Source organism: Chitinophaga sp. (assembly GCF_039596135.1).
In the GTDB taxonomy this organism is placed as follows: Bacteria; Bacteroidota; Bacteroidia; order Chitinophagales; family Chitinophagaceae; genus Chitinophaga.
On sequence record NZ_JBCNKH010000020.1, the window covers coordinates 1 to 24,271 of the forward strand.

The window sequence follows — 24,271 nt, forward strand, 5'->3', positions numbered from 1 at the left end:
GATTGCGCCCACCCTCGGGTTCCAATCATACGTATATCCCATCCTCGTCCATGGATAGTGCGCGCCTCCCGGCGCCAGCGGCTGAAAATAAGAAGATATAATATACCCGTTGAACCACGCCTTATACTCCTCCGACACACCTGCTGACAACACCGGACTCGCATGTGTCGTCGTCACATCCGGACTACCCGCAGGACGATACAGCTTCCCCGCAGGCACCCATACCTGTGCTATATATTTATTGCCATTCACCGGCGGTAATCCCAGCATCTGACTCAAACGTAACAACGTATCTGACGTAGGTGAAAAAGTATTCCCCAATCTGTACTTCATCTGGTTGGGTATAAAAAGCCACATCTCGCCCCAACTATTATTAATCGAATCTCCGGGAGGGAAACTATTAGGATACTTCATAAAAGTCGCCATCAGCAAATACTGCTGTCCGTTAATAGTTTTCCATTGTAATACCGGGTTGCCGGTGGTAATGGCCTGCAGCGTGTCGATTGTTTTGGTGGTGTCTGCAATCATCGCCTGGTTAATGGACCGGTTATATACTTTGTCCAGCGGCTCATTGCTACCATAACTATTCCGTGTGGTTTTACAGGCAATGGCCAATACAGCGATAAACATCAAATAGCGAAAGGTTTTCATATCAGGGGGTGTTTTGACAAAGTTAACATCCCTGAAATAGAATTGTTCACCCTGCCACATGTACATGTGGGCCAATAAGTTATGTACTACTATTAAAAAAGGCTGTCGTACCCGACAGCCCTTTTCTTTAGGATAAATATTTTAATATCGCAATCATATCCTCATCACCCAATCCCTCCTTCACAGCTCCATTCAGTGCCTCACTCAATGTCACGCCTGCCGGCGTATCCATTCCCTGCTCCCTCGCCAGCCTTATATCCTTCGCCAACAACTTCAGCGCAAACGCAGGTGCGTAATTCTCATTGATGATCCCTGGGGTCTTTATCCTGGTAATACCACTGCCTACTCCTCCTTCATTGATCAATGGCAACAATTTGTCAGGCCCTATACCATGTTTTTGCGCAAAGATCACTGCCTCTGCCAACCCCTGTACCGTAATACCCAAAAACGCATTGATAGCCAGTTTAGCATAGTTACCCGCACCATTGTCGCCCAGCAACGTAGCCGACTTACCCAAACTATCAAATACCGGCTTCGCCCTTTCAAAATCTGCCTCGGCACCACCCACTAAGATAATCAGCTGACGGTCTTCCGCTGGTTTTACACTACCCGATACAGGTGCATCCAGGTAACCAATCCCTTTCTCTTTGATACGGGCCGCCATTGCCTTCGTAGTATCCGGAGACACCGTACTCATATCAATCGCCAGCAATCCGGAAGGTAACGGCACCGCCAGGAACTGATCCCAGATCTCCTGCAATGCTGCATCGTCAGATACCATCGTGATCACACAATCTACATCCTTTACAAGTTCCGCAGGGGTAGCAACCACCTTCACACCTGTTTCTTTTGCAAATTCTTCGGCTTTAGATATAGTGCGGTTATATACCTGCACATCAAAGCCTGCCTTTACCAGGTTCCTCACCATAGGTTTCCCCATGTTGCCGAGTCCTGCCCATCCTATTTTCATAATTCCAGTTTAAAAAAATTGCCGCAAAAGTTTGCGGCATTAAGTTACTGAGCAATTTTCAATGCGGAAATATTTTCTTCTGGCAACTGATACACATTTCCTTTAAACCGATGCATTAAATTAGCCAGTTCAGCTACCACTGCATCTTTTATGTTGTTAAAACACTCCACGTTTCCCTCCTTCGCTTTTTCCAGTACAAAGTAAAATTGCTTTAAATTTCTAAAAGCCTGCAATAAGATCATTGAGACGTAAGGATCCCTGCCCTGGTGTAAATTGGAGATTTGCTTTGCGGTGAGTAGTGATGCTGCTTCCATTAACATCAACCGCAGATCGAAACAACTGTTCGTATCGCGATAATTTTCTGCCGCTATTCGCTCCTTTATCTGCTGTAACTCAATCATGGCATACACGTATAAAAAACAGCATTAATCCAATTTTCAAACCAGCGCTTATTTAGATATAATATTAACCAAATAACAAAGATTCGCAAAAAATAAAGACAATATTATATAGTTAATGGAGTAAATTTTCCACAAACTGAGGGGCATAAAAAAACGCCTTTGCCCTGAAAGCAAAAGCGTTTTTTATAACGGTCGCTAATAAATATTATTTCAAATAAGAACGCAGGAACCACGCCCACTCCTCATGCTCTTTCAACACCCCGGTCAGGAAATCTGCTGAACCCGTATCCTTATACTCTTCCTCCACCTTCTCAATATTCTTACGCACTTCACGAATCACCGTTTCATGGTCATCCAGCAGGTTCTTAATCTGTGTTTTCTGGTCATTCGTATAATCCCCTTCCTGCAGATTAGCCAGTTTCAGATAATCTGCCAAACGGCCTTCGGCATAATGCCCAATCTTACGTACACGCTCCGCTACCTCATCAATCGTTTCTGCCAGCTCAGTGTACAGTCTTTCATACAACTTATGCAGCTCCATAAAACTAGGACTCTCAATATTCCAGTGGTAATTGCGGGTCTTCGCAAATAACACCTGTTCATCTGCCAGTAATTGATTCAAGATAAGGGCAACAGCTTTTGTGTTCTTTTCGCTGATTCCAATATTAGCTTTCATATGAAAATTGTTTATAATTTACTTAATCTTTAATTTTTCCAGCATTGCGGTAGACAAAGGATCTGCCGAAGGACCATAACCCGATACCAGTACCCCCTTTACCCCATTCGTAGATTCAATGGCGTATACCGCTGCCTCGTCCGAAGGATCCGTATTCCCCTCATACCTGTACACATCTACTATACTGAAATCATCCACATGAATCTTCCCCTGCGACGATACGATATAATTGTCCTCAAGATTAAAATCAACGGTAAAACCTCTTTTTCTCAAAGCGGCAATAGCATTGGAAACAGTATCGTAGTGCAATTGGTGTTCCATAAATTACATATTTAATAATAAAGTGAGCGAACAACCTTTCTTAGGAACAGGGGATATTATCAGACAGTACGCTATATTAAGCATTTTTGTCCAAATACAGAAGGCCGCTCCTTGACAGAAACGGCCAATTGTAATCAAGCTCCACTGTATGAATAAAGGAAGGAATGAACATTTTTTTAATCAAACAAAGCTAACTCCCTTACCACCTGCTGTCAATTGACAAAACATATTATCTGTTGTACTTTTCGTGGGTCCACCCTAATTTCTTATCTTTATTTACCACCCCACCAATAAATCCATCTCTTTTATTACCTTCCAAATCCCTCAAAGATGGAAACACCCTACATCGACCTCCATTGCCATCCTGCTTTGAAACCCTTTGGCAAGAGCTTTAGCGTATCGCCTACCCGCAGGAACAGCCCCGATTCTTCAAAACCCAATAGCCTTTGGTATTATGATCCCCCCTCATTGACCGATAAGCTACTGAACTACATCGGGGGACTGACTAAATTCTCACAAGCCAATGCCACTGCCCTCGGTTATGGCAATGTCCTCATTGTATGTACGTCCCTGTATCCACTGGAAAAATGGTTTGTGAACAACAAACTCGGCTCCGGCAGCCTCTCTGACGTAATCAATGATTTTGCCCTCGGCATCGGCAAAGAACGTATCAATTTCATTCAGCAGATCACCGACTACTATGCCGACCTGGAAGATGAATATGACTTTTACCGCCAGTTACACAACACCGTGATCCAGGGCAAATACCGCTATGTACTCGTAAAAAACTACACCGACATCGAATACTGGCAATCCCTCAACGACGGTATCACCACCATTTGCTTTCTGCTTACTATCGAAGGACTACATACACTCAATACAGGATTGGAAACTGATCCCAATCCTGACGAAGTACTCGCCCACGCCGCCAAATTGAAACAATGGGAATTCAAACCCTTCTTTGTCACCTTCGCTCATCACTTCTGGAACCACCTGTGCGGGCACGCCAAAAGCCTTAGTGGTATTATTGCTGACGCCACCGACCAAAGTAAAGGACTCAATACCGGCTTCACTGATTTAGGATGGGAAGTACTCAAAACCTTGTTAGACAACTCAGACAACAAACGCATACTCATCGACATCAAACATATGAGTGCACGCTCCCGTAGTGAATATATCAACTACTTAAAATCAGGAAACGAACGCATCCCCCTCATCATGAGCCATGCCGCCGCCAATGGCCTGCGCTCTATGAACGAACCTGTAGTAGACATCCTGGAAACAGGGTATAAATTACTACAGGAAGACATCAACTTCTACGACGATGAAATATACTACCTCGCACAGACCGACGGCATCATCGGCCTACAACTCGATGAACGCCGCATAGCCAGCACTGCCACACTACACGACACACCTCATTCCTTATTCCGGAATAAAATCATGCATTACCGCTCTGCGCTACTCTGGAACCAGGTACAGCACATTGCAGAACTACTCAATGCCCGTGGTCTGTTCGCGTGGAACAATATCGCTATCGGTAGTGACTTCGATGGTATCATCAATCCATTAAATGCATTCTGGACAGCAGAAGAAATTCCTTTTCTCGCAGACTATCTTGAAAGACATGCGTATAATTATATGCAGGGCAGGGGTCGCACAGTGTTACAAACTTACAATCAGATTTCTCCACACGAAATCATTACCCGCATTTTTTCAGATAATGCACTGCGATTTATAAAGACTTATTTTTAATAAAATCCCCCTTAGACCGGTTAAGAAACACAAGGTTTAATCTTAACCGGCAACTTTTTTTTAGTGTAAAAAAGCCCTTTTAATTTACCGCAACAATTCCATCCTTCACCGACAAAACTCGCTTCCCATCACGATTGTAGATACATTTACATAAGCGACCAACGCAAATATTTAATTAAACATCGTGCCATGGAAAGAAAAATCTTCTTAAAAAACACCCTCGCTGCTTTAGGTTTAGCAGCCGTTGCCCCACTGGCAGTATCGTCCTGCGGAAAGGATACCGATACAACCACCAGTACAGACGGCACTACCACCGACAGTACCTCCACTGGTAGTACCACTACCTCCTGCACTGTTACTGACACTGAAACAGCAGGACCATATCCTACCAAAAGCCCATCTTCCTATGTAAGAAGTAACATTGTTGATGGACAATCCGGTGTGCCACTCACCGTGAAAATCACCATCGCCAACACCAATAACAGTTGTGCTGCACTCTCCGGTGCACTGGTAGATATATGGCATTGTACCGCTGTAGGCTACTACTCTGAATATGTAGTAAACCCCGGTGGTGGCTATTCCAGCGTAGACTATACCTCTTCTCACTTTCTGAGAGGACGACAGACAACCAACTCCAGCGGATTAGTTACTTTCACAAGTATCTTCCCAGGCTGGTATTCAAGCAGGGCGCCACACATTCATGTGCATGTGTACAATAGCAGCGGTACCTCTCTGCTCATCACACAGATTGCTTTCCCAACTGATGTATGTAACACGGTATACACCACTGCTACTGACTACAAAGATCACGGTACCCAGGACACCGCAAATTCAGCTGATTCAGTATTTAAAGACTCCCTGGATAGTGAACTCGCTACCGTAACAGGTAGTGTATCGGCCGGCTATACACTGACGCACACTATCTACGTTGCAGCATAAATTCATAGTGAGGGTCGCTACACCAGCGGCCCTCATAACTACAGTAACAATGAAGACCATTCGCCTCATATATCGCAAACTCATCGATGCATCCAGCACCAAACCATGGGACCAGCTACTGTTCGAAGGTTCATGGTATGAATACCTGCTGCAGGCACAAACATTCAATCCTGAAAAGAAATACAACACTTTCGCTGAACTCATGGCCAATGTACCAAATGCAGACCGGATTCACTTTCTCGTTACACCTGCAATCATTGGCTACCTCAAACAACTGAATGGCAAAGTACCTGATATCACCAACAGCATTGGCAAAACATTTTTACCATTCAGAAATTTCAAGTTCGAAATCGTCAACTCCGATATCACAAATAAGAACAAACACCAGGTAGCTGTGAACTTCATTTCCGAACCACTCATCTGGCACGATACCATCGGCAATCAGCTGCTGGTCACTATTAACAACGAACCGGAGAATGGTGAAACACTCACAGAGATGTTCACCCTGCAACCATTCCTGAGCATTTATTCTATTCAATCATGATACCACAATCAAAAGGAAAAATGTACCTGTCTGATGAACGCGGCTACAACGAAATGCCGTGGTTCCGTACATACAATACATTCAACTTCGGCAGGTATTTCAATGAACACAAACAACCATTTGGTGCACTGTATGTACTGAACGAAGATGTATTGGCTGGTGGCAAAGGCTTTCGTATGGAAGTAGAAACCCCTTCTGATATTATCCTGCTACCAATAGTGGGTACCATCACGTTCTCTACTGACGGTGGGCATAGAGGTCTGCTGGAAGCCGGTCAGGTACAGGTCTTACACCTCACACCCGGTCATGCATTCGAAGTACGTAATCCATACGAAAATGACTTAGTGAAGTTCCTGCAACTGTGGATCAAAACCCCGGTGGCAACGTCAGCTACATTGACCACTTTCGATCTCAGCCACAAAGATCAGCTGAACACATTAGTCAGTAACGACACCTATACATTGTCTATTGGAAAATTCAATGGCAGGGCAGAAGGCGTATATCAACTAAAAGATAAGCAGAAAGGTGTATTCGTATTTAATATAGAAGGGGCTTTTGAAGTGCAGTACAGGTTGCTGCATAATGGCGATGGCCTGGGATTGTGGGAAGTAGAGGAGGTAGAAATGGAGGCATTATCCAGCGATGCCATCATTCTACTGCTGGAAATCGCTATGTAAAAAAAGCCCCGGGTAATCAGTCCGGGGCCGCATTTTCATCACTCTTCCAATTTACCATCTTTAATAAGGAGGCCTTGTTTACGCATACCTATTTCCTACCCTATAGCATTAGAAGAATGTTATCACTAAGATAAAATATTGTTTATCACTGACTGATGATGCGGATCAGCAGGGACTGTGATAGTCGTAAGGTGCTAAAAAAATATATATACGAAACCCATGAATAGTGTTCTGGCAGGACTAGCAGGCATATCATGGAGTATCTGGTATGCAAAATAGCTCGCGAATAAACCTACACTCAAAATAGCAATAATGTCACCATGAAAGCGCGCGCGGGTATTATATTTTGGCACAGTCGTACCATCAGGCATTCTCCTGAAAGCAGTGACCAGGTAAAGTCCAATTGCAAAGGCTGCAAATGTGTGTATGAAAGCCATCAAATATCCACCAATGATCAGCGCAAGACCGGCCTTTTTCATTACTTTCAATTCCTGTACCCTTTCTTCCTCCATCACCTTCAGGTCTGAAGTGTTCAATGAAATACCTCTTTCCGCCAATAGTTTCTTTGCAAGCGCATAATCAAATTCCCCCCACTCATCCTTCTTCTTCACTAAGTCCAGCAATTCCTGGTCTGTAAACGACAACAGGTAATAGTCATCCTCTACCTCCAGTGTATTGAGGTCTACTGCAGCTTCCAGTACTGCATTGGCAGCCAGAAATTTGTCTTGCGGGATTTTGACGAAATATTGCTGGTTATTCAAAACACCAACGAATACAGTGTCGTAGGTGGCCTGACGTTCGTCCATAGAATTAGGGATGCCGTTTTTCGATAATAAGGCCTGCATAGCAACAGCCTCTTCACGTGACTCGAAAATCCGGTAGGTTTGATACGCTGTCATAGTACAGCAAAAATAATACTTTATTTTAATTGATCCTTTCCCGCTCTTCCTTTGCACCACTCTCCTTATGGCTCTGCTTCCCTCCACCAAATGCCCTGAAATAAGTGAGTTTCATCACAGGAAAATAACTGGACTCCGCACTATACACCACATTTGTTTTTAAATCATGCGCTTCTTCCGTCAACTTGCCAAAAGAAAACGGAATATGCATGTTGGCCAATATATCTTCCACCGCAAATTGTAAAGTACCCTTACCGATCTCTTTTTTCACGCCCACATTCGCTTCCCAAAAACTACCCACCTTCTTGGACCCATCATAAGAAGGGCCCCAATAAAAACCAGACAATTCCCCTGACCATCCCTTTTGAAACTTAAACTGCTCACTGAAATTCAAACTCCCCGTAAAGTACCCTTTCTCCGCCGGCTTACGTGTATAAACCAGTTTAAACTGCCGGTAAGCCGCCAGCAAGCTGTAATTCATACTCCACCAGTCAGTCACCTGCACCGGTATACTCGCCTGAAACACCAGGTTATTTTGCCACAACATATTCTGCGAAGACACAATCAACACAGTACTATCCGGCGTCTCAGTCATCTGCCAGCGCACTATAGGATGATCATCCCTGCTGGCCAGGAGCGAAAATGAATACCCTTTATAATTGTAACCTATTTTAAAAATATTCGTAATCGTAGGTATCAATGAAGGATTACCCGATGCATAAGAATTAGGTCCTGTATAAGATTTAAAAGAAGCCAGGTCTGTATAAGCGGGCCTGGTGATACGCTTATTATAAGTCAGAAACAATTCATGCCCACCGGGAAATGATTTATTAAAAGCAATGGCCGGAAACAATTTTCCCATCTTGCGCTCAGTGGTCAACCGTGTATCAGCATATTCATACCTGCTGCCTACAGTCAGTGCTGTAGCGGAATCCATCTGCCATTTAAGAGAAGCATACCCGGCCCCGATCACTTCTCTCATCACACCATCATCTGCTGCATCCTTTCCGGTTACATATTCACCTTCTACCAGGCTCTTAATACCCGATGCGCTCTGGGTACGATTATAACTACCCTTCACACCCGCTTCAAATTTCAATTTATCATTGAGCTGCTTTTTATAATCCAGCGTCATCACACCTACCTGTATCAAAGTATGTGCATAACCTTCCTGTACAGGTGCAAACAAGGTATCATTATTCCCTATCTCTTCTCCTTTTAAATTTACAAATGAATTCAGGGCTTTGCTGGGGCGGTCCATAGTATATCGCAGGTAATCCAGACTTAGATTCAGGTGCTTTCCCTCCACATAGAAATCAGCAATCATATTTTTCCATTTCATGTATTCATTTACATCTACATGATTGTATAATATAGAATCCGGCAATACATTGAACATCCCACTATTGATATTATGAAAATGCGTATGACTATATCCATATAGCAGGCTAGCCCCCATATGCCTGGAATCAAATCCCACCCGGGCTGTATGACTGTTTTCCACAGGCTGCATCACACCTGTTACATCAGAATAGGTCAGCCCGCCATACAAAGGTTCCTGAGCAGTACCAACGGCATGCCAGTCTGCATTACTCCTGTTATGATTATAGCTGTAAGATCCATACCATTTGTTATATCCCATTTGCACACTTGTACCTGCTTTCTCACCCCAGCCATAACCAGCAGTGGCGCTGACACTTCCATTCAACCCTATACTACTATTCTTCTTTAAAACAATATTGATGATCCCCCCATCGCCCTCTGCATCATAGCTCACTCCCGGTGTAGTGAGCAGTTCAATCTTTTCCACATCATCGGCCCGCATGCCCCTCAGTAGTTCCACTACCTGTGTAACAGGCATACGCAATAGTTTCCCATTCAGCATTACCATTACACCACTCTTTCCATTCATGGAGATACTATTATTTCTATGATCAATGATGATACCCGGTGCACGTTCCAATACTTCCAATGCCGCGCTGCCTTTGGACAGTATGCTACTTTCCACATTCACTACCATCCCCTGTTCCTGTTGTTGATAAAGCGGCTTAGTACCACGCACCACTACTTCCCCCAACTGCCGACGACTGGTTTGCAATACCTGTACGCCTATATTTTTAGCCCCATTCAAAGGTATATGCAGCACCTCGTACCCAATAGCATTTACCCTGAGCACATACTGGCCCACCGGCACATCCGCGATCTGAAAACTGCCCTGTTCATCAGCGACTGCTCCCTTAAAAATACTGCTGTCTGCAGCTTTTAATAAAATGACATTTGCAAAAGGAACCGGCGCCCCTTGCACATCCTGTAGTTTGCCACTGACCTGCGCCACGGCTGGCGAGCAAATTGCGATGATATAGGAAATTAGAAAAAGGCGTTTCATAATGCATGTTTTCAACAAAAGAATTTAAATTCCTTTCCCTGGAAAAAAGCATATGACCACCCGTCGTAAATAATTGATGAAATACCCCACACCCGTTTATATACAACCAGGTGCATTTGACCATTTATCCGGGTCATTTCATATAATTATATCATCCACCACATAGTATTGTTGTAAATTAGGAACATGGAAAAACATTGGTTATTTCGTTACAAGCTCTACCACCTGCCATTCTGGGTCATGTATCACTATGCCTGGTGGGTAGTGTCTTATGGCGATCCGCTGAGAGCTGCCAATACTATCCTGTTCACACCTTCTGCCGTAGAATTTGCCTTCTATGTCGTGTTTCAGGCAGTAGCGGTGTACTTCAACCTGTATTACCTCATTCCTCAATTCCTCCAGAAAGGGAAATACCAGGCTTATATAGGCTACCTGTTGCTCACACTGGTGGCAGCCACCCTCTGTATAGTAGGTGGATATTATCTGATTCCAACCCCGGATGATCTCTGCTTCTTTGGATTTGTAGGCAAAGCCCTGCCAGGTACCATCGCAAGTATGACCCTGGCTATGAGTATCAAACTGGCCAAACACTGGATGCAGACAAAGGAACGTCAGCAATTATTAGAAAAAGAAAAACTGGAAACAGAGCTGAGATTTCTGCGCAATCAGTTCAATCCACATTTCCTGTTCAATAGCATTAATTCTATTTTCTTCCTGATCCATAAAAACCCGGATGTTGCCAGCGCCTCACTGGCTAAATTCTCAGAGTTACTGCGCCACCAATTGTACGAATGCAATGATCACCACATTCCACTCGACAAAGAAATTTCCTTCCTGGAAAACTTTATAGAACTGGAAAAATTAAGGCAGAATAAAAGCACACGCATCCAGGTACATTTCACTAACAACCCTGTTTCGCATCTTTCTATTGCACCTTTTATACTGATGACATTTATTGAAAATGCCTTCAAGCATGTATCAGGTCAGGATGCTAACTGGATTAATATTCACCTGGAAACAGAAGGAGAACAATTGCTATTCACTGTCAGCAATAGCACAACTGACAAGGAATATAGTCAATATAGCGGCATAGGGTTGCAGAATGTAAAAAGAAGACTGGATCTGTTATATCCAGGCCAATATACGCTCATCATCATACCAAACACAGATAACTTCACCATCCAGCTACAGCTCAATGCTGACGCCTATAATGCAACGGAGACACTCCCACTTGCAATTTAAACGGCCTGTTTAGAAGCAGCACTAATATATCCCCATCCACAAATACAGGAATTACAGGACAAAGTGGCTGTTGCCGCCGGCCCGGTCGTATACGCAAAAGAGGGACCAACACCCACGAAAACCGCGCCTGCAAAAGTTTCTATTCAAGGAATGATCCCTTTTTACAGGGTAAGACCTGCCTTATAGTGTATGCCTGCAAAAGCAGTAATCTTTATCCCAAAGCCTGCTGCAGGCAACTCCCCCTCCTGAAAAAGACCGCTTTTGCCGAAGGCAGAAGCGGTTTTTTCGCAAAATCTATTATCTTGTTGACATTTAAAACCAACAAGATATGAGGGTATTGATGCTCCTGTTATGTTTAAACTGTTTTCAACTATCTGCGCAACAAAAGAACTTCCCCATCACCAGCTACGGTGCCAAAGGTGATGGCCATACCGACAACACCTCCGCTATCCAGGAAGCGATCGACAAAGCAGCTGCTGCCGGCGGCGGTACTGTAGTCGTACCAGCCGGTAAATTCGTAACCGGCGTCATCGCATTGAAATCCGGGGTTACCCTCCACCTGGCTCCCAACGCCTTCCTCCTCGCTACCACCAGCCGTAAAGACTATGGTCCTGACAAAGCATCTGCCCTGATCGTTGCAGACAACCAGCACAACATCGGTATCACCGGAAAAGGAACGATCGATGGACAGGGAGAACTATTGCTGAAAGACATTTTTGACATGCTGAAAAAGGGCACGCTGAAAGACAAAGAATGGCAGCGCTACAATGAATGGGGACAAATGCGACCTGAAGAAAACAACCGCCCCATGCTGATTGCCTTCAAAAATTGCCAGCATGTAACAGTAAAAAATGTCACTATTTTAAATGGCCTCTGCTGGATACAGGACTATCTGAGTTGTACAGACATGGTCTTCGACAGCATTAAAGTGATCAGCAATACCTTCCTGAATAATGACGGGATCGACCTGGTGGATTGTAAAAATGTAAAGCTCACCAACAGCAGCTTTGACGTAGCAGATGATGGTATCTGCCTGAAATCGCACGATACCGCGGGACTTTGTGAGAACATCTACATCGCCAATTGTAAAGTACGATCCAGCGCCAGCGGGTTCAAAATGGGCACTGCCTCCTGGGGTGGATTTAAAAACATTACTGTAAAAAATATCTATGTATACAACACCTTCCGTTCTGCAATCGCGATTGAGACAGTAGATGGTGGCATTGTGGAAAACATTGATATCAGCAATATCACAGCAAAAAATACCGGAAACGCGATCTTCCTTCGCCTGGGCAAGCGCCAGGCACGCCGTGAACCAGGTACCCTCAGCAAGGTGCGTATTGCCAATGTAAAGGCAGAAATACCGGCTACCAAACCAGATGCCGGGTATAATATGGAAGGGCCAAGGGAATTATTCGAGCACAATACCTTCCCGGCAGGTATCTATGGCATTCCCGGACACAATATCCAGGATGTAACTTTGGAAAATATAGATATTACCTATGCGGAAAAATCCAGGATGGCGGTCGCAAATATCAATGTAGATTCATTACACCATATTCCGGAGGCTATCAGCGACTATCCTGAATTCTCTATGTTCAGGGAATTGCCGGCATGGGGTTTTTATGTGAGGCATGCCGATGGCATTACTTTCAAAAATGTAAAACTGAGCTATACAGGAGCGGAGTTCCGTACAGCTTGCATATTTGATGATGTAAATGGATTGAAATTAGAGAAAGTGAAGATTAACAAAGCAGCTTCTAAGCCGCTGATCATATTAAATAATGTAAAGGACGCGGTATTGGATGACCCAACCCTGACCAAATACTAAAAAGAGGGCGTACACCCTCTTTTTTATATAATAAATTCCTGTAATCGTTGTCTCGTCACCGTCTGGTTCCCCCAATAAAAAGCATCTATCTCATTTAACCTGGCCATAGAAGCATCTGATTGCCCCGCCAGCCAACTCACAAATTCCTCTTTGGAGGGGAATACCTGCACCTTGTCGTCCATCATTCCATCCCACAAACCACCATAATAATAAGCCCCACCCCGGTATTCCAATCCCATGCCGCAATAATCCCGGTGCCCAAATCCAAAACTCATTGTCTGCAACCGATCCGCCACCTGTGCGGCCAGTTCCACCCCGTAGGTGTCTGTCCTGCTCTCCAACAGGCGCCGCCAGTTTTGCTGCTGGGCCTTCGCCTCCTGGTCCCGTTGCCTTTGCACCTGCTGCGTTTCCAGTTGAAGGCGACCCTTGCTTACCTGCTTATACACAAACTGGTCCATGACCAGGTCAGCTTGTACGATTAATCCCCCCAGTTCCGGCTCCTGAAATACATACTTAGATACCAGGGAGTTAAGTTTCTTATCTGTCGGCCATATCAACACCGGCTTTCCGTCAGTTCTGATCCCATTCATGGATAATAATGCCGGCGCCTGAAATCTGATACTTCCGCGAACACAATGATATTTCTCCAGTATTACCCGGAGCTGAAGGTCTATGGCTAATTGTAATTCTTCTCTGGACGTCATTAGGATAGCTTTACGAACTAGCCGACAATTTACATTTTCTCAAATTAAAATGATTATCAATCAGTTTTTCTTTTTATTAAGAAAATTTATAAACAAAAACGCTTCTACCCAAAGGCAGAAGCGTTTTTGTTTTATTTGTGGATGGCAGGAGTGACCATTTGTCAGTGACCATCCGGTTCAAAATCCAAGGAAACGGAGTTCATACAAAACCGCTTTCCGGTAGGTGGAGGACCATCGTCAAAAATGTGGCCTAAATGTGAGTTACACCTTGCACATTCCACTTCGATGCGTTGCATCCCGTAGGAGTTATCTTCTTTATAGATCACACTGTTAGGACGGTCTGCTTCAAAGAAACTTGGCCAACCGCAGCTGCTGGCGAACTTGGCGTTTGAGCGGAAGAGCTTATTCCCGCAAACGGCGCAGTAGTAAGTACCTTTGGTATCTGCATCCCAGTATTTACCGGTGAAAGCCCTTTCAGTAGCCTGTTCTCTGGCCACGGCATATAAATCCGCCGGCAGGATCTTCTTCCATTCGGCATTGCTAACGTTCAAATGGGTCGTGTCTGTGCGCGAGTAGTATGGGTTATGCATATCTGATTTGTTTTTACTTTGCTGAGCGCGGCCGGTACAACTGAAAAGCATACAGAGCAGCACACTCAGGTATAATGCGTTTCTCATTATTATAGTATTATACTTATAGTAACGAAATTCGGACCAAATAAGATTGCATGACATTTTAGCGAAAAAGCATTTTCACAAAAGTTTATGAAATGGGAAAAATTAAGGTTTCATAGAGCTGCCTCCCTTCATAATTGATCACCTTTACATTCAGTTTATCCTTTGCAACGGAAAAGTACATGAACCCATAATCTGCTGCCTGAAAACGGCTATAAGGCAATCCATCCTTTACAGGAGTAACTTCAGAACCGGCACCGGAGATGAGGTGATGGGTGACTCCATTGCTTTTCAGGTGTTGGAGAGAATGATCATGACCTGAAAGGTATATATTCACTTTATGCTTTTCTAAAGTTTCCTCCAGCACTTTACGAATACCCAACGTATCATAATTGGCAGTACGTGGGCCAGCAGTGTACATCGGATGATGACCTACTACTATCTTCCACCGCACATCTTTGTCAGCAGTAGCCAGGGTTTGGTTAATCCATTCCAGTTGTTTCTCCGGGTGCTGCCCTTTTACATGCGGCCCATATTCAGGGTTGTCATAGAACGCTGGCAGCATGGGGTTGGTATCTATAAAGAGTATCAATACCTTGCCGTCTTTGCCTAAAGAGAACTCTTTGGAATAATAACGTGCCGGCATCTTCCAGCGACGGCTGATGTTGGTGTATCGTACCTGGGCATCAGGGTCAGACTTATAATCATGATTGCCCAGGATCGGGTACCAGTCCCATTGAAGCGAAAAATCTGTATAGACGTTTTCAAAAGAATAGTGGAACAAAGGATCATGCTCACTAATGACCCCGGCGGGGTAGAAGTTATCACCTGTGGAAATAATAAACTGATTGGGGTGTTCGGTTGCCCACTTACCCATCTGGCGGGCTACGTGCAACTGATGATCGGCACCATTTCGGCCCCAGTCGCCAATAGCGAGGAATTGTAAAGGGTAGGGGTCTTCTGATCTGGTTGGTTCTGCGTAAGCGCTTAAAGACGAAAGCACTGAAGTACTTAATACACTAAAAGCTGTCTGTTTAAAAAACGTTCTTCTTTTCATACTAAAAATTTGCCGCAGGCCATATGGCCTGCGGCATTCACAAATCAATATCCTGTGTTCTGCACTAAATTTCCATTCAACACCATCTCAGTAGCCGGAATCGGGAACAATCTTCTGAAAGTACCTTCTCCTCCTGTCTTAAAACCCCACGCACCTTCCCACTTACCAAAACGGATCAGGTCATTCCTTCTCCAACCTTCCCACGCCAGCTCACGACCTCTCTCATCCAATATATCCTGCAGCGAGAGCGATGTCACTGTCGGTGCACTCACCCTGGCACGTACTTTATTAAACAACTCTACCGCTGTAGTAGTACTACCTCCATTCCGCAACAATGCTTCCGCCTGCATCAGGTATACATCCGCCAGTCGCAATACAGGAATATCATTATTCTGATAACGGCTCACGGCATTCGGATCAGGATAAAACTTGACAGACCTTGCACCACAGGAAACACCATTCACCTCTGCGCCCACATTCATCGTCGCTGCATCTGTCAATGTAATTTCACGGGTCAGGTTCAGCTGATAACTACCATTCTTTACCGCATTGCCTGCAAAATCATATTGCAGACCTGATAGCCAGGTAGTATCCCTCGCATCCCCTTCCAGGCTAAACAGATCAAAGAACTCTGGCGAAGTACACATGGCATTGCTAGGACTGAAATTAAGCCCATATTTGGCCTTCAATGTACTATGCAGGGTATAACGGGTAAAATAATTTCCCTGTGCTTTATTAGCATCAAATACCGCGACAAAGATGGTTTCATTGTTCGCTGTATTATCTGGTCTGAACAAATCCATATAACTCTTTTCCAGCGACAAACCTGATTCGCTCATAATCTTATTCCCATAAGTGATCGCATCATCATACCTTGCCGTACCGGTATAATATTCTGCATTCAGGTACAACTTCTGCAGCAATGCATAGGCCATCCACAAAGTAGGACGTCCATAATATTCCAGTGTCACAGTAGCAGGCGCACCCAATCCCGGCACCGCCGCCAGCAATTCACTTTCGATATAGTTAAATACTTCTGCGCGGGTAGACTGGGTAGGACTTTCTGTACTACCATAAGTGGTGATCGGCACATTGCCATACAGGTCCATCATATAAAAGTAAAACAATGCACGCATGGTACGGATCTCTGCCGTAAACTGGGTACGCAGTGCGCTGGAATCTGCTTTAGACAACAGGTTCAATACCCTGTTACACTCAGAGACACCACTATATCCCCAGTTCCATGGTGCATCCAGGTCAGAAGATGTCCAGGTATGTTTGTGCAGCTTGATGTAACTGCCATTGTCATAATAGCTACCATTCCTGTTTGGAATCATCGCCTCATCAGTAGACAATTCAATCACTCTCCAGAAGTCAACCGCAAAGGACTGACTTGACATCTTTTGGTATACAGAACCAGTCGCCGCCACATAGCCTTGCTGTGTATTTGGAATAGTGGTCAGTTGTGATTCAACAGGCACATCCAGGTTGGTACATCCTGCTGCTGCCATCAGCAGCGTGGCGGAAATAGCGATATATAATAATGCTTTCATTCTTCAGTGTAATTTTAAAATGTAACATTCAATCCCAGCAGGAACGTACGGGTTTTAGGATAGTAACTACGGTTGTCAATACCAGGTGTCTGACCAGACACATTGATTTCCGGATCTATACCTTTGTACTTTGTGATGATGAACAGGTTATTGCCTGTAGCATACACCCGCAGCTGATAGTTCTTCTTAGTAGCAAATGAATACCCCAATGTCGCATTGTCCAGTCGCAGGTAAGAACCACTCTCTACATAACGGCTGGAGATAAAATGATCCTTATCGTCCTTGATAGATTCAGATAATGTGCTTACGGGCACATTGGTGGTATTGGCATAAATAGGTGCATTCATATCAGCACGGGTGGCATTCAGGATCTGGTTGCCATATACCCCGCGTACAAAGATGTTGAGGTCAAACTGGCCATAGCGGAAGGTATTGTTCCAGCCATAGATTAACTTAGGTTGTGCAGAACCAGTGACACGGAAATTGGTAAAAGCAGTACTATCTGTAGAAACCGTACCATCTGCAGCTACGAAAGTAGACTTACCATCTGCATTCTTCCCTGCATACTGCAGGGTATAGAAAGACCCTAATGGCTTTCCTGCTTTAATGACCTGGTAACCACTTATACCCGATTGTCCACGGGCACTGAATGCAGCCGTGTAAAACTGCGATGCACTAAACAGGTCGTTGGAGATAGAAGTAATTTTATTCACATTGTGTGCAAGGGTCACAGACGATGTCCAGCTGAACTTACCCGTCCTTACAGGTGTAGTGCTCAGCGCCAGTTCAATACCCTTATTACTCATGGCGCCTACATTTGCCGTCATGGTGCTGTAAGGATATTGTGTGGTAGATACGGTGTAATCACCAATCAGATCAGTGGTGCGCTTATCGTACACATCCACACTACCACTCAGTTTGTTATTGAACAATACGAAATCCACACCTACGTTCATGGTAGCAGTACGCTCCCATTTCAGATCGGGGTTATCATTCTGTATAGGCGTCAGGGAATTGATCCATTCACCATTGTAATAGAAGTAAGAAGAACCACTACCATAAATCAAACGGGAAGTATAGGCATTGAAACCGGTAGAGTTGCCCACCACACCATAACCAGCACGCACCTTCAGTACATTCACAAAATTCACGCCCTTCATAAAGCGTTCATTGTGGATATTCCAACCCACAGATGCAGAGGGGAAATATCCCCAGCGATTATTCGTACCAAATGCAGAAGAACCATCACGACGCAAAGACCCCTGGAACAGGAAGCGACCATCATAATCATAAAAGGCCCTGCCGTAAAAAGAAATCAATCTTAAGGTAGATACATAGATATCTCCATAATTCACAGTGGTACCATTTCCTTGACCCAGGTTATTCCACTTCAGGTCATCAGATACAAAGTCATAACCACTCACCTGGTAACCATCGCCATTACGATCTTCCTGCCAGCTATAACCACCCAGCAATTTAATGCCGTGCTTATCGAATCTTCTTTCATAAGTAGCAAATGATTCCAGTACTTTTTTAGTATTTGACACATTGGTACGCTGCGCATATCCTGTATACTCCTGTGCCAGCATAGAAGAACTGTTATAATACAGATCTGTATCATTGCGCTGTTTCTGATAAGAAACAGACGTCGTAAAGTCCAGTCCTTTCAGGATATTCACAGTCGCAATACCATTTACCAACAGGATATTTGACTTACTGTGAATGGTATTATCATTGATCAATGCCACCGGGTTGTAATAGCCACCGGTACCAGTGGTACGGGTTCTGTCTTCATAATAACTACCATCAGCATTTTTTACGGGTACAGTAGGCATATAAGTCAGCATGTTGCTTAGCACCTGGCTGGGAATCTGTTTACCATTAGTAATACTGTTGGTCACATTCATATCCAGTTTCAGGCGATCGTTAAAAGCGCGGTGCTGCACATTGGTACGAATCACCAGGCGATCCATAGCAGAGCCCTTGATAATACCTTCATTGTTCAGGTAGTTCACACTCACGCCATAAGTAGAGTGCTGATTGCTACCGCTAAAAGCCAGATTATGATTGTGAGAGAAACCGGTACGGGTTACTTCTTTCTGCCAGTCAGTATTGCTCACACCATCATCATTGATCGCATCGATCGCCACATTATTTGCAGCCAGGTAAGAACGCAGCTGGGGAGCAGAAGCCATTTTAATGGTATTGGAAATTCTTTCTACCGCACCATAGGTACTATAAGAAAGGTGTGACTGACCGGCGCGCACCTTGCGGGTAGTAATGATGATTACACCATTTGCCGCGCGGGAACCGTAAATAGAAGTAGACACCGCATCTTTTAATACTTCCATGCTTTCAATATCGCCGGGAGCTACACTATAAATAGATGCACCCGGTACACCATCAATCACATAAAAGGGTTCATAGGCATCTGTGCCCGATCTGAAAGAAGATGGACCACGCAAAATCACCGCTGCATTTTCATTTGGGTTGCCACTTCTTGAAATATTTAAGCCTGCTACTTTACCTTGCAGCATCTGCACGGGATCGCTATATACACCTACGTTGAAATCTTCTTTCTTCACAGTGGTCACCGCACCCACCATTTCGCTACGGCTTCTGCTACCATAACCAATTACCACTACGTCGCTGAGCTGACCATTGTTTTCCTGCATCTTGAATGCTAGAGACAACTGGTCATTGGGCTTCACGCTATAGCGTTCGCTTACATGCGTGGTATAGCCAATGTAACTCGCTTTGATCACATACCCGGTATCAGCAGGTACTTTTGAAAAGCGGAATAATCCAATAGAATCTGTGCGCGTTACTTTGGAAAATGAAGAAGCATTACGGGTCAGGATGACGGTAGCACCGGGCAGGGGTTCTCCCTTTTCCGTTCTGATCAAACCTTTGATGTCCCCCGTTTGGGCAAAAACTTTTAAATGCAGCAATACGGCAAATAAGAGCAGCACCGCATGTTGCGGAAACGATCTTTTTCCTCTAAATGTCATGTTATTCTGTATTTATGTATGATCCTGTTATCGGGTGATGTTGTACCCTGTAGCTGTTTTTTCGAGTTTTAATCCATTCACCAGTGTAATGACAGAGAGCAAATCTTCTACACTGTCAGTGTCGGCATATGTACCGGAGAATTTCATATTCTTCAACTGTTGCTCGTCGAAGGTGATACTGGTATGATAATAACTTTGTAAAGTAAGGAACACATTTTTCAGTGGTTCCTGGTGAAACACTTGTCCCCTGGTCTCATTAGCGGCAATTGCTGCAGGTGCGGTTTTCAGTGCAGGCAGCTTGTTATCAGTTACAACCGCTTTCTCCTGCCGAGTGTTAAATACCAGTTGCTGTCCGGGCTGCAGGTATACTGGTTTAAAAGTGGTGCTGGCCTTTTTCACCACTACTTTACCAGTGATCAGCTGTACGTGTACTTCGCCTTTTAAAGCAGTAATACGGAAGGATGTACCCAATGCAGTCGTGGTCAGTCCGCCGGCTTCCACAGTAAAGGGCCTGTCTTTATCTTTCGCTACATCAAAGAAGGCCTTACCTTCCAGGTTGATATAACGTTGCCGACGATCGAAGTGTAATACATGCGATAATTTACTACCTGAAGAGAGTACGACTGTAGTACCATCCTCCAGCTGGTAAGTCTGATCATGTTTTTTGTCGTTACTGATCACAGTATACCTGGTGGTAGTTGTGTCTGCCAGGGTAGCCTGTAAGCGCTGTTGTTGCTGCTGTGGTTTCCACAGGAGCACGCTTCCGCCTATTATTCCTATGATAGCAGCTGCAGCAGCTATTCTGCGGAAATAATAGATTTTCGGTTTACGCTTTGTGTGTTGAGAAATGTATTGCCACATGGCCGCATCTGTTTCTTCAGGGATGCGTTGCCGGGCGACAAAATCCTCCCACTCAGGTGTGCTGATCAGGTCTTCCGGGTGTTCAGCAAACCACGCAGCGAGCATTTCCGCTTCTTCCGGACTACAATTGTTGGTAATAAAACGTGCAACCTGTTCGCTGGTGATCTTCATTTGAACTGTTTCTAACTACTATTCGTTTGTAAAATGGGAATACCCTGGCGCTTAATAATTTGTTAACATTAGGAGGAAGAGAATGAGTGCTTTGCGCAGCACACTCAGTATCCGGGAGATATGGTATTCAACTGTTTTTGGGGAAATAGACAACTGTTGTGCTATTTCATTATAGGTCTTTCCTTCCTCCCGGCTCAGGCGAAATACGAGCTGGCCCTGTTCCGGCATAGCACTGAGGATTTTTTCAATCGCGATGCGGGTTTCGCGTGCCTGGTACTGGTTATTGACACTATCTTCAGATTCGCTGGTTTCCACGACGCCCATGCGTTTTTTCTCGACAGCTAGTTTGCGCAACTCATCGATCATGAGTGAACGGGCAATGCGGAAAATCTGTACATCTATATTAATAACAGGATTGAGGGTGTCGCGGTGGGTCCAGACCTTTACAAAGGTCTTTTGTACAACTTCCTGTGCCAGGTACGCTGATTTCGTCCTGCCCAGCAGGAGGTAATACAGCTTATCCTTATACTCTTCATAAACAGACGCAAAGGCTTTTTCATTACCCTCCCTAATGTCTGCTACGGTATAACGTTGGCACATAGTGATGGAAAGGAGTTTTAGAAAAAGCAAAAGTATAAAAAGAAGTAGCGCGGGTATATTAAGGTAATATTATCAAATTTTAGAGGTAGCCACCGTGTAGCTTTTGTCTCACCTCTTCAGGGATCGGATTGCCAGCTAATGAAAAGAGTCCCTTCTTCTTATTATAAATGTCAGGATGAACGAAAGTAATCTGGTTATTGCCAAAATAAAACATACCGCCTTTTACATCTTTGAGAAATGCAGGTAATGCCGTCAGACAATTATCAGATGCAGTAAAAGAGACAAACTGAGGGATGGTAATGGCCTCAGGCAGTGAACTTATTTTATTATTCCTGGCATTGCACTCCACCATCACAGGTGAAAATAAAGCAGGATCTAGTTCCCTCAATTGGTTATAGCTGATGTCGAGTTTGACAATGTGCATCTTTCCTTTGCTGAATTGCAGACTGGAAAGCTGGTTATTGGAGAGGTTTACATACCCCCATCTGGTTTCATATGGATATGCCGCTATAGTAGTCAATTCATTATGCTGCATCTCTACAGATTCCAGTTCAAGTTTGAACAGAGAATAGGGAAACTCTTTAATTTTATTATTCCTCAGATCAATCTTTTTCAATGCAGGAAAAACATCCAGCCGGTCCGGCATTGCTGAAAGGTCATTTTCGGAAATGGCTAATTTAACCAGCTGTTGCATATGAAAGATACCAGCAGGGAAACCGGTGATATTATTACTTCTTAGAATCAGTTCTTTTAAACCAGTCAGGTTTTGCAATCCCTGCCAATGGGTTGAATGAACATCTAATAAAATTAATTCCTCCAGGTTGACCAGTTTATCAAGGGTATCAGCGGGCAGGTATGACTTACCATAAATGCCGAGGCGTTTTAATTTTGTCAGTTTACCGATGGATGCCGGCAATGAAACCCTGTCGATTTTTTCTAATTTATATGCCTCTTTAAAATGGAAACTAATATGTAGTTTTTCCAGTGAGCTAAGTGAGCCGATATTTTCCGGGATATGGTGATCATAGCTAATGCTATACAAATCCAGTGTAGTGAGGTAGGGCAGCCTGTTGCATACCTTCTCAATATTTACCTTTGTATAACTGAACACCCAGTGATTAAACCGGGAGAACAATGCCACCGCAGGATGCAGATCATCACAACTAGTAAATGATAATTTAAAAGTATGCGCTTTACTTTGTGAAATAGTAAGCGCCATCAGCATAAAAATTTCCCTGTCTATATCCGGGTGTGTTGCTATCTGCTGTAACTTTTCACTATCTACGGTAAAGTGGTTCAATAGTGCATTACCAAACTTTCTGGCATGAGAGAAAAAGGCTTTCGGTGCAATTCTGGAAAATTCTCCTCTCGCCCATATGCGAACATTCCTGTCAGGGTGTGTACGCATCACTGCTGCCAATGCAGAATGCACCGCCTTACTGGTATAGGTGACATAGGCAATATCAAAAACTCCTGTAATCCATTTTTGAAGAATATCCAACTCCTGCTCCTGTGTATAAGCATCAGCCAGCAACATTTTCTTCTCAAATAAATGGTCGATGGTGATCACCGGCACCTTATTGAGTAAAAATCGTACAGCCTCATCAAAACGCGTTCTGGCACTGATAACGGCGATTACATCTTTCTCATGAATATCTCTTGTATAAGAAACCTTCATATCCCGAAAATGCCAGGTCCGGAAATTGGTATATTGTGTTTTGATTAGCCTTACCTCGCGCAGTGGCATGATTAAATTCGGCAGCCATCTGTTCAACTCTGCCATGAGCTGATAGTCCAGTGCAAATAATATCTGCAGGTCCAGGTCTGTCAAATCCAATCCTTTCACCTTTTCTCTGAACAGGTCTAAGCGGTTATTATCCCAGTTTTCCAGGTGCACATGTTTGGTCAATGCAACAGCAAACCAGCAATCATGAATCCATTTTTCAGAAAAGAATGTCAGGGTGTCCAGCTTGTCGAACGCAATCATGTTAGCCGCAGAAATGGAGATCTTGTTGTACTGGTAAGCGGTATTTAAATTCAATCGTTTCAATGCAGGGAGCGCATTCACGATATCAGCGACCAGATCGATCTGGTTCGGGGATGAATAGATATCTTCGAATTTAATATCCAGTTCTGCCAGGTTGGGAAAATCAATCAGGGTATGTGCGGTAATAGGGGTAGTAGAGGCATATACTTTTAAATAGGTAAGGGCGGGGAGCAGACCTAAGCTTCTTAAAATTTTATCAGCATCCAGTCCGGGTTTATAGATGTAGATCTTTTCTACTTGTTTGAAGGCAGAGAGGTCAGACAAATCAGTATCGGCCTCGATGAAGAGTGTGTCCAGCATA

Annotated in this window: 21 protein-coding genes; 6 read left to right on the forward strand and 15 right to left on the reverse strand. The window is 44.2% G+C overall.

Annotated elements, in window-relative coordinates; all coding sequences use genetic code 11:
* The 5 genes from ABDW16_RS13925 to ABDW16_RS13945 form a co-directional block, all read right to left on the reverse strand.
* The coding region (locus ABDW16_RS13925) for a hypothetical protein (RefSeq protein ID WP_343670496.1) at nucleotides 1–651 on the reverse strand (651 nt) is incomplete at its 3' end.
* Nucleotides 652–778: 127 nt separating this feature from the next.
* Entirely contained in the window at nucleotides 779–1,621 is an 843-nt protein-coding gene (locus ABDW16_RS13930; protein ID WP_343670497.1) for an NAD(P)-dependent oxidoreductase, read from the reverse strand.
* A 44-nt stretch (nucleotides 1,622–1,665) separates the two neighbouring features.
* Nucleotides 1,666–2,022: a hypothetical protein gene (locus tag ABDW16_RS13935; protein WP_343670499.1), complete on the reverse strand. Its 357-nt coding sequence runs from the start codon at nucleotides 2,020–2,022 to the stop codon at nucleotides 1,666–1,668.
* 205 nt (nucleotides 2,023–2,227) lie between these two features.
* Nucleotides 2,228–2,698 carry a DNA starvation/stationary phase protection protein gene (locus tag ABDW16_RS13940; protein ID WP_343670500.1) on the reverse strand — a complete coding sequence of 157 codons (471 nt, stop codon included), beginning with the start codon at nucleotides 2,696–2,698 and terminating at the stop codon, nucleotides 2,228–2,230.
* Between the two features lie 18 nt (nucleotides 2,699–2,716).
* Entirely contained in the window at nucleotides 2,717–3,019 is a 303-nt protein-coding gene (locus ABDW16_RS13945) for a hypothetical protein (protein WP_343670501.1), read from the reverse strand.
* A gap of 330 nt (nucleotides 3,020–3,349) precedes the next feature.
* Between ABDW16_RS13945 and ABDW16_RS13950 the strand changes: the two genes are divergently transcribed.
* The 4 genes from ABDW16_RS13950 to ABDW16_RS13965 all read left to right on the forward strand — a co-directional run bounded on the left by ABDW16_RS13950 (nucleotide 3,350) and on the right by ABDW16_RS13965 (nucleotide 6,934).
* A complete protein-coding gene (locus ABDW16_RS13950; protein ID WP_343670502.1) occupies nucleotides 3,350–4,774 on the forward strand; it encodes a membrane dipeptidase in 1,425 nt (474 codons plus the stop codon).
* Between the two features lie 189 nt (nucleotides 4,775–4,963).
* On the forward strand, nucleotides 4,964–5,713 hold the full coding sequence (locus tag ABDW16_RS13955) for an intradiol ring-cleavage dioxygenase (RefSeq protein WP_343670503.1): 750 nt from the start codon (nucleotides 4,964–4,966) through the stop codon (nucleotides 5,711–5,713).
* A 49-nt stretch (nucleotides 5,714–5,762) separates the two neighbouring features.
* Complete coding sequence (locus tag ABDW16_RS13960) at nucleotides 5,763–6,257, forward strand: hypothetical protein (RefSeq protein WP_343670504.1); 495 nt, start codon at nucleotides 5,763–5,765, stop codon at nucleotides 6,255–6,257.
* Nucleotides 6,254–6,934 carry a pirin family protein gene (locus tag ABDW16_RS13965; protein WP_343670505.1) on the forward strand — a complete coding sequence of 227 codons (681 nt, stop codon included), beginning with the start codon at nucleotides 6,254–6,256 and terminating at the stop codon, nucleotides 6,932–6,934. Before ABDW16_RS13960 ends, ABDW16_RS13965 begins: the two co-directional genes overlap by 4 nt.
* A 194-nt stretch (nucleotides 6,935–7,128) precedes the next feature.
* On the opposite strand, the gene ABDW16_RS13970 is transcribed toward ABDW16_RS13965, so the two are convergent.
* Together ABDW16_RS13970 and ABDW16_RS13975 are read right to left on the reverse strand one after the other, a co-directional pair.
* The gene (locus ABDW16_RS13970) at nucleotides 7,129–7,833 is read right to left on the reverse strand and encodes a hypothetical protein (protein ID WP_343670506.1); all 705 of its coding nucleotides are present in this window, start codon (nucleotides 7,831–7,833) and stop codon (nucleotides 7,129–7,131) included.
* A gap of 25 nt (nucleotides 7,834–7,858) precedes the next feature.
* Nucleotides 7,859–10,219: an outer membrane beta-barrel protein gene (locus ABDW16_RS13975; protein ID WP_343670507.1), complete on the reverse strand. Its 2,361-nt coding sequence runs from the start codon at nucleotides 10,217–10,219 to the stop codon at nucleotides 7,859–7,861.
* 186 nt (nucleotides 10,220–10,405) lie between these two features.
* Between ABDW16_RS13975 and ABDW16_RS13980 the strand changes: the two genes are divergently transcribed.
* Nucleotides 10,406–11,461, forward strand: a complete 1,056-nt coding sequence (locus ABDW16_RS13980) for a histidine kinase (RefSeq protein WP_343670508.1) — start codon at nucleotides 10,406–10,408, stop codon at nucleotides 11,459–11,461.
* Between the two features lie 328 nt (nucleotides 11,462–11,789).
* A complete protein-coding gene (locus ABDW16_RS13985) occupies nucleotides 11,790–13,292 on the forward strand; it encodes a glycoside hydrolase family 28 protein (protein WP_343670509.1) in 1,503 nt (500 codons plus the stop codon).
* Between the two features lie 23 nt (nucleotides 13,293–13,315).
* Here ABDW16_RS13985 and ABDW16_RS13990 read toward each other — a convergent pair whose 3' ends face one another.
* The 8 genes from ABDW16_RS13990 to ABDW16_RS14025 all read right to left on the reverse strand — a co-directional run bounded on the left by ABDW16_RS13990 (nucleotide 13,316) and on the right by ABDW16_RS14025 (nucleotide 24,270).
* Nucleotides 13,316–13,996: a hypothetical protein gene (locus ABDW16_RS13990; RefSeq protein ID WP_343670510.1), complete on the reverse strand. Its 681-nt coding sequence runs from the start codon at nucleotides 13,994–13,996 to the stop codon at nucleotides 13,316–13,318.
* A gap of 161 nt (nucleotides 13,997–14,157) precedes the next feature.
* On the reverse strand, nucleotides 14,158–14,673 hold the full coding sequence (gene msrB / locus ABDW16_RS13995; RefSeq protein ID WP_343670511.1) for a peptide-methionine (R)-S-oxide reductase MsrB: 516 nt from the start codon (nucleotides 14,671–14,673) through the stop codon (nucleotides 14,158–14,160).
* Between the two features lie 85 nt (nucleotides 14,674–14,758).
* Complete coding sequence (locus ABDW16_RS14000) at nucleotides 14,759–15,727, reverse strand: tartrate-resistant acid phosphatase type 5 family protein (RefSeq protein ID WP_343670512.1); 969 nt, start codon at nucleotides 15,725–15,727, stop codon at nucleotides 14,759–14,761.
* Nucleotides 15,728–15,771: 44 nt separating this feature from the next.
* Nucleotides 15,772–17,280: a RagB/SusD family nutrient uptake outer membrane protein gene (locus ABDW16_RS14005; RefSeq protein WP_343670513.1), complete on the reverse strand. Its 1,509-nt coding sequence runs from the start codon at nucleotides 17,278–17,280 to the stop codon at nucleotides 15,772–15,774.
* A 14-nt stretch (nucleotides 17,281–17,294) separates the two neighbouring features.
* A complete protein-coding gene (locus ABDW16_RS14010; RefSeq protein ID WP_343670514.1) occupies nucleotides 17,295–20,291 on the reverse strand; it encodes a SusC/RagA family TonB-linked outer membrane protein in 2,997 nt (998 codons plus the stop codon).
* A gap of 27 nt (nucleotides 20,292–20,318) precedes the next feature.
* Nucleotides 20,319–21,323, reverse strand: a complete 1,005-nt coding sequence (locus tag ABDW16_RS14015) for a FecR domain-containing protein (RefSeq protein WP_343670515.1) — start codon at nucleotides 21,321–21,323, stop codon at nucleotides 20,319–20,321.
* Nucleotides 21,324–21,374: 51 nt separating this feature from the next.
* Complete coding sequence (locus ABDW16_RS14020) at nucleotides 21,375–21,923, reverse strand: sigma-70 family RNA polymerase sigma factor (RefSeq protein ID WP_343670516.1); 549 nt, start codon at nucleotides 21,921–21,923, stop codon at nucleotides 21,375–21,377.
* 79 nt (nucleotides 21,924–22,002) lie between these two features.
* Complete coding sequence (locus tag ABDW16_RS14025; protein ID WP_343670517.1) at nucleotides 22,003–24,270, reverse strand: hypothetical protein; 2,268 nt, start codon at nucleotides 24,268–24,270, stop codon at nucleotides 22,003–22,005.
* Nucleotide 24,271: the final 1 nt, after the last annotated feature.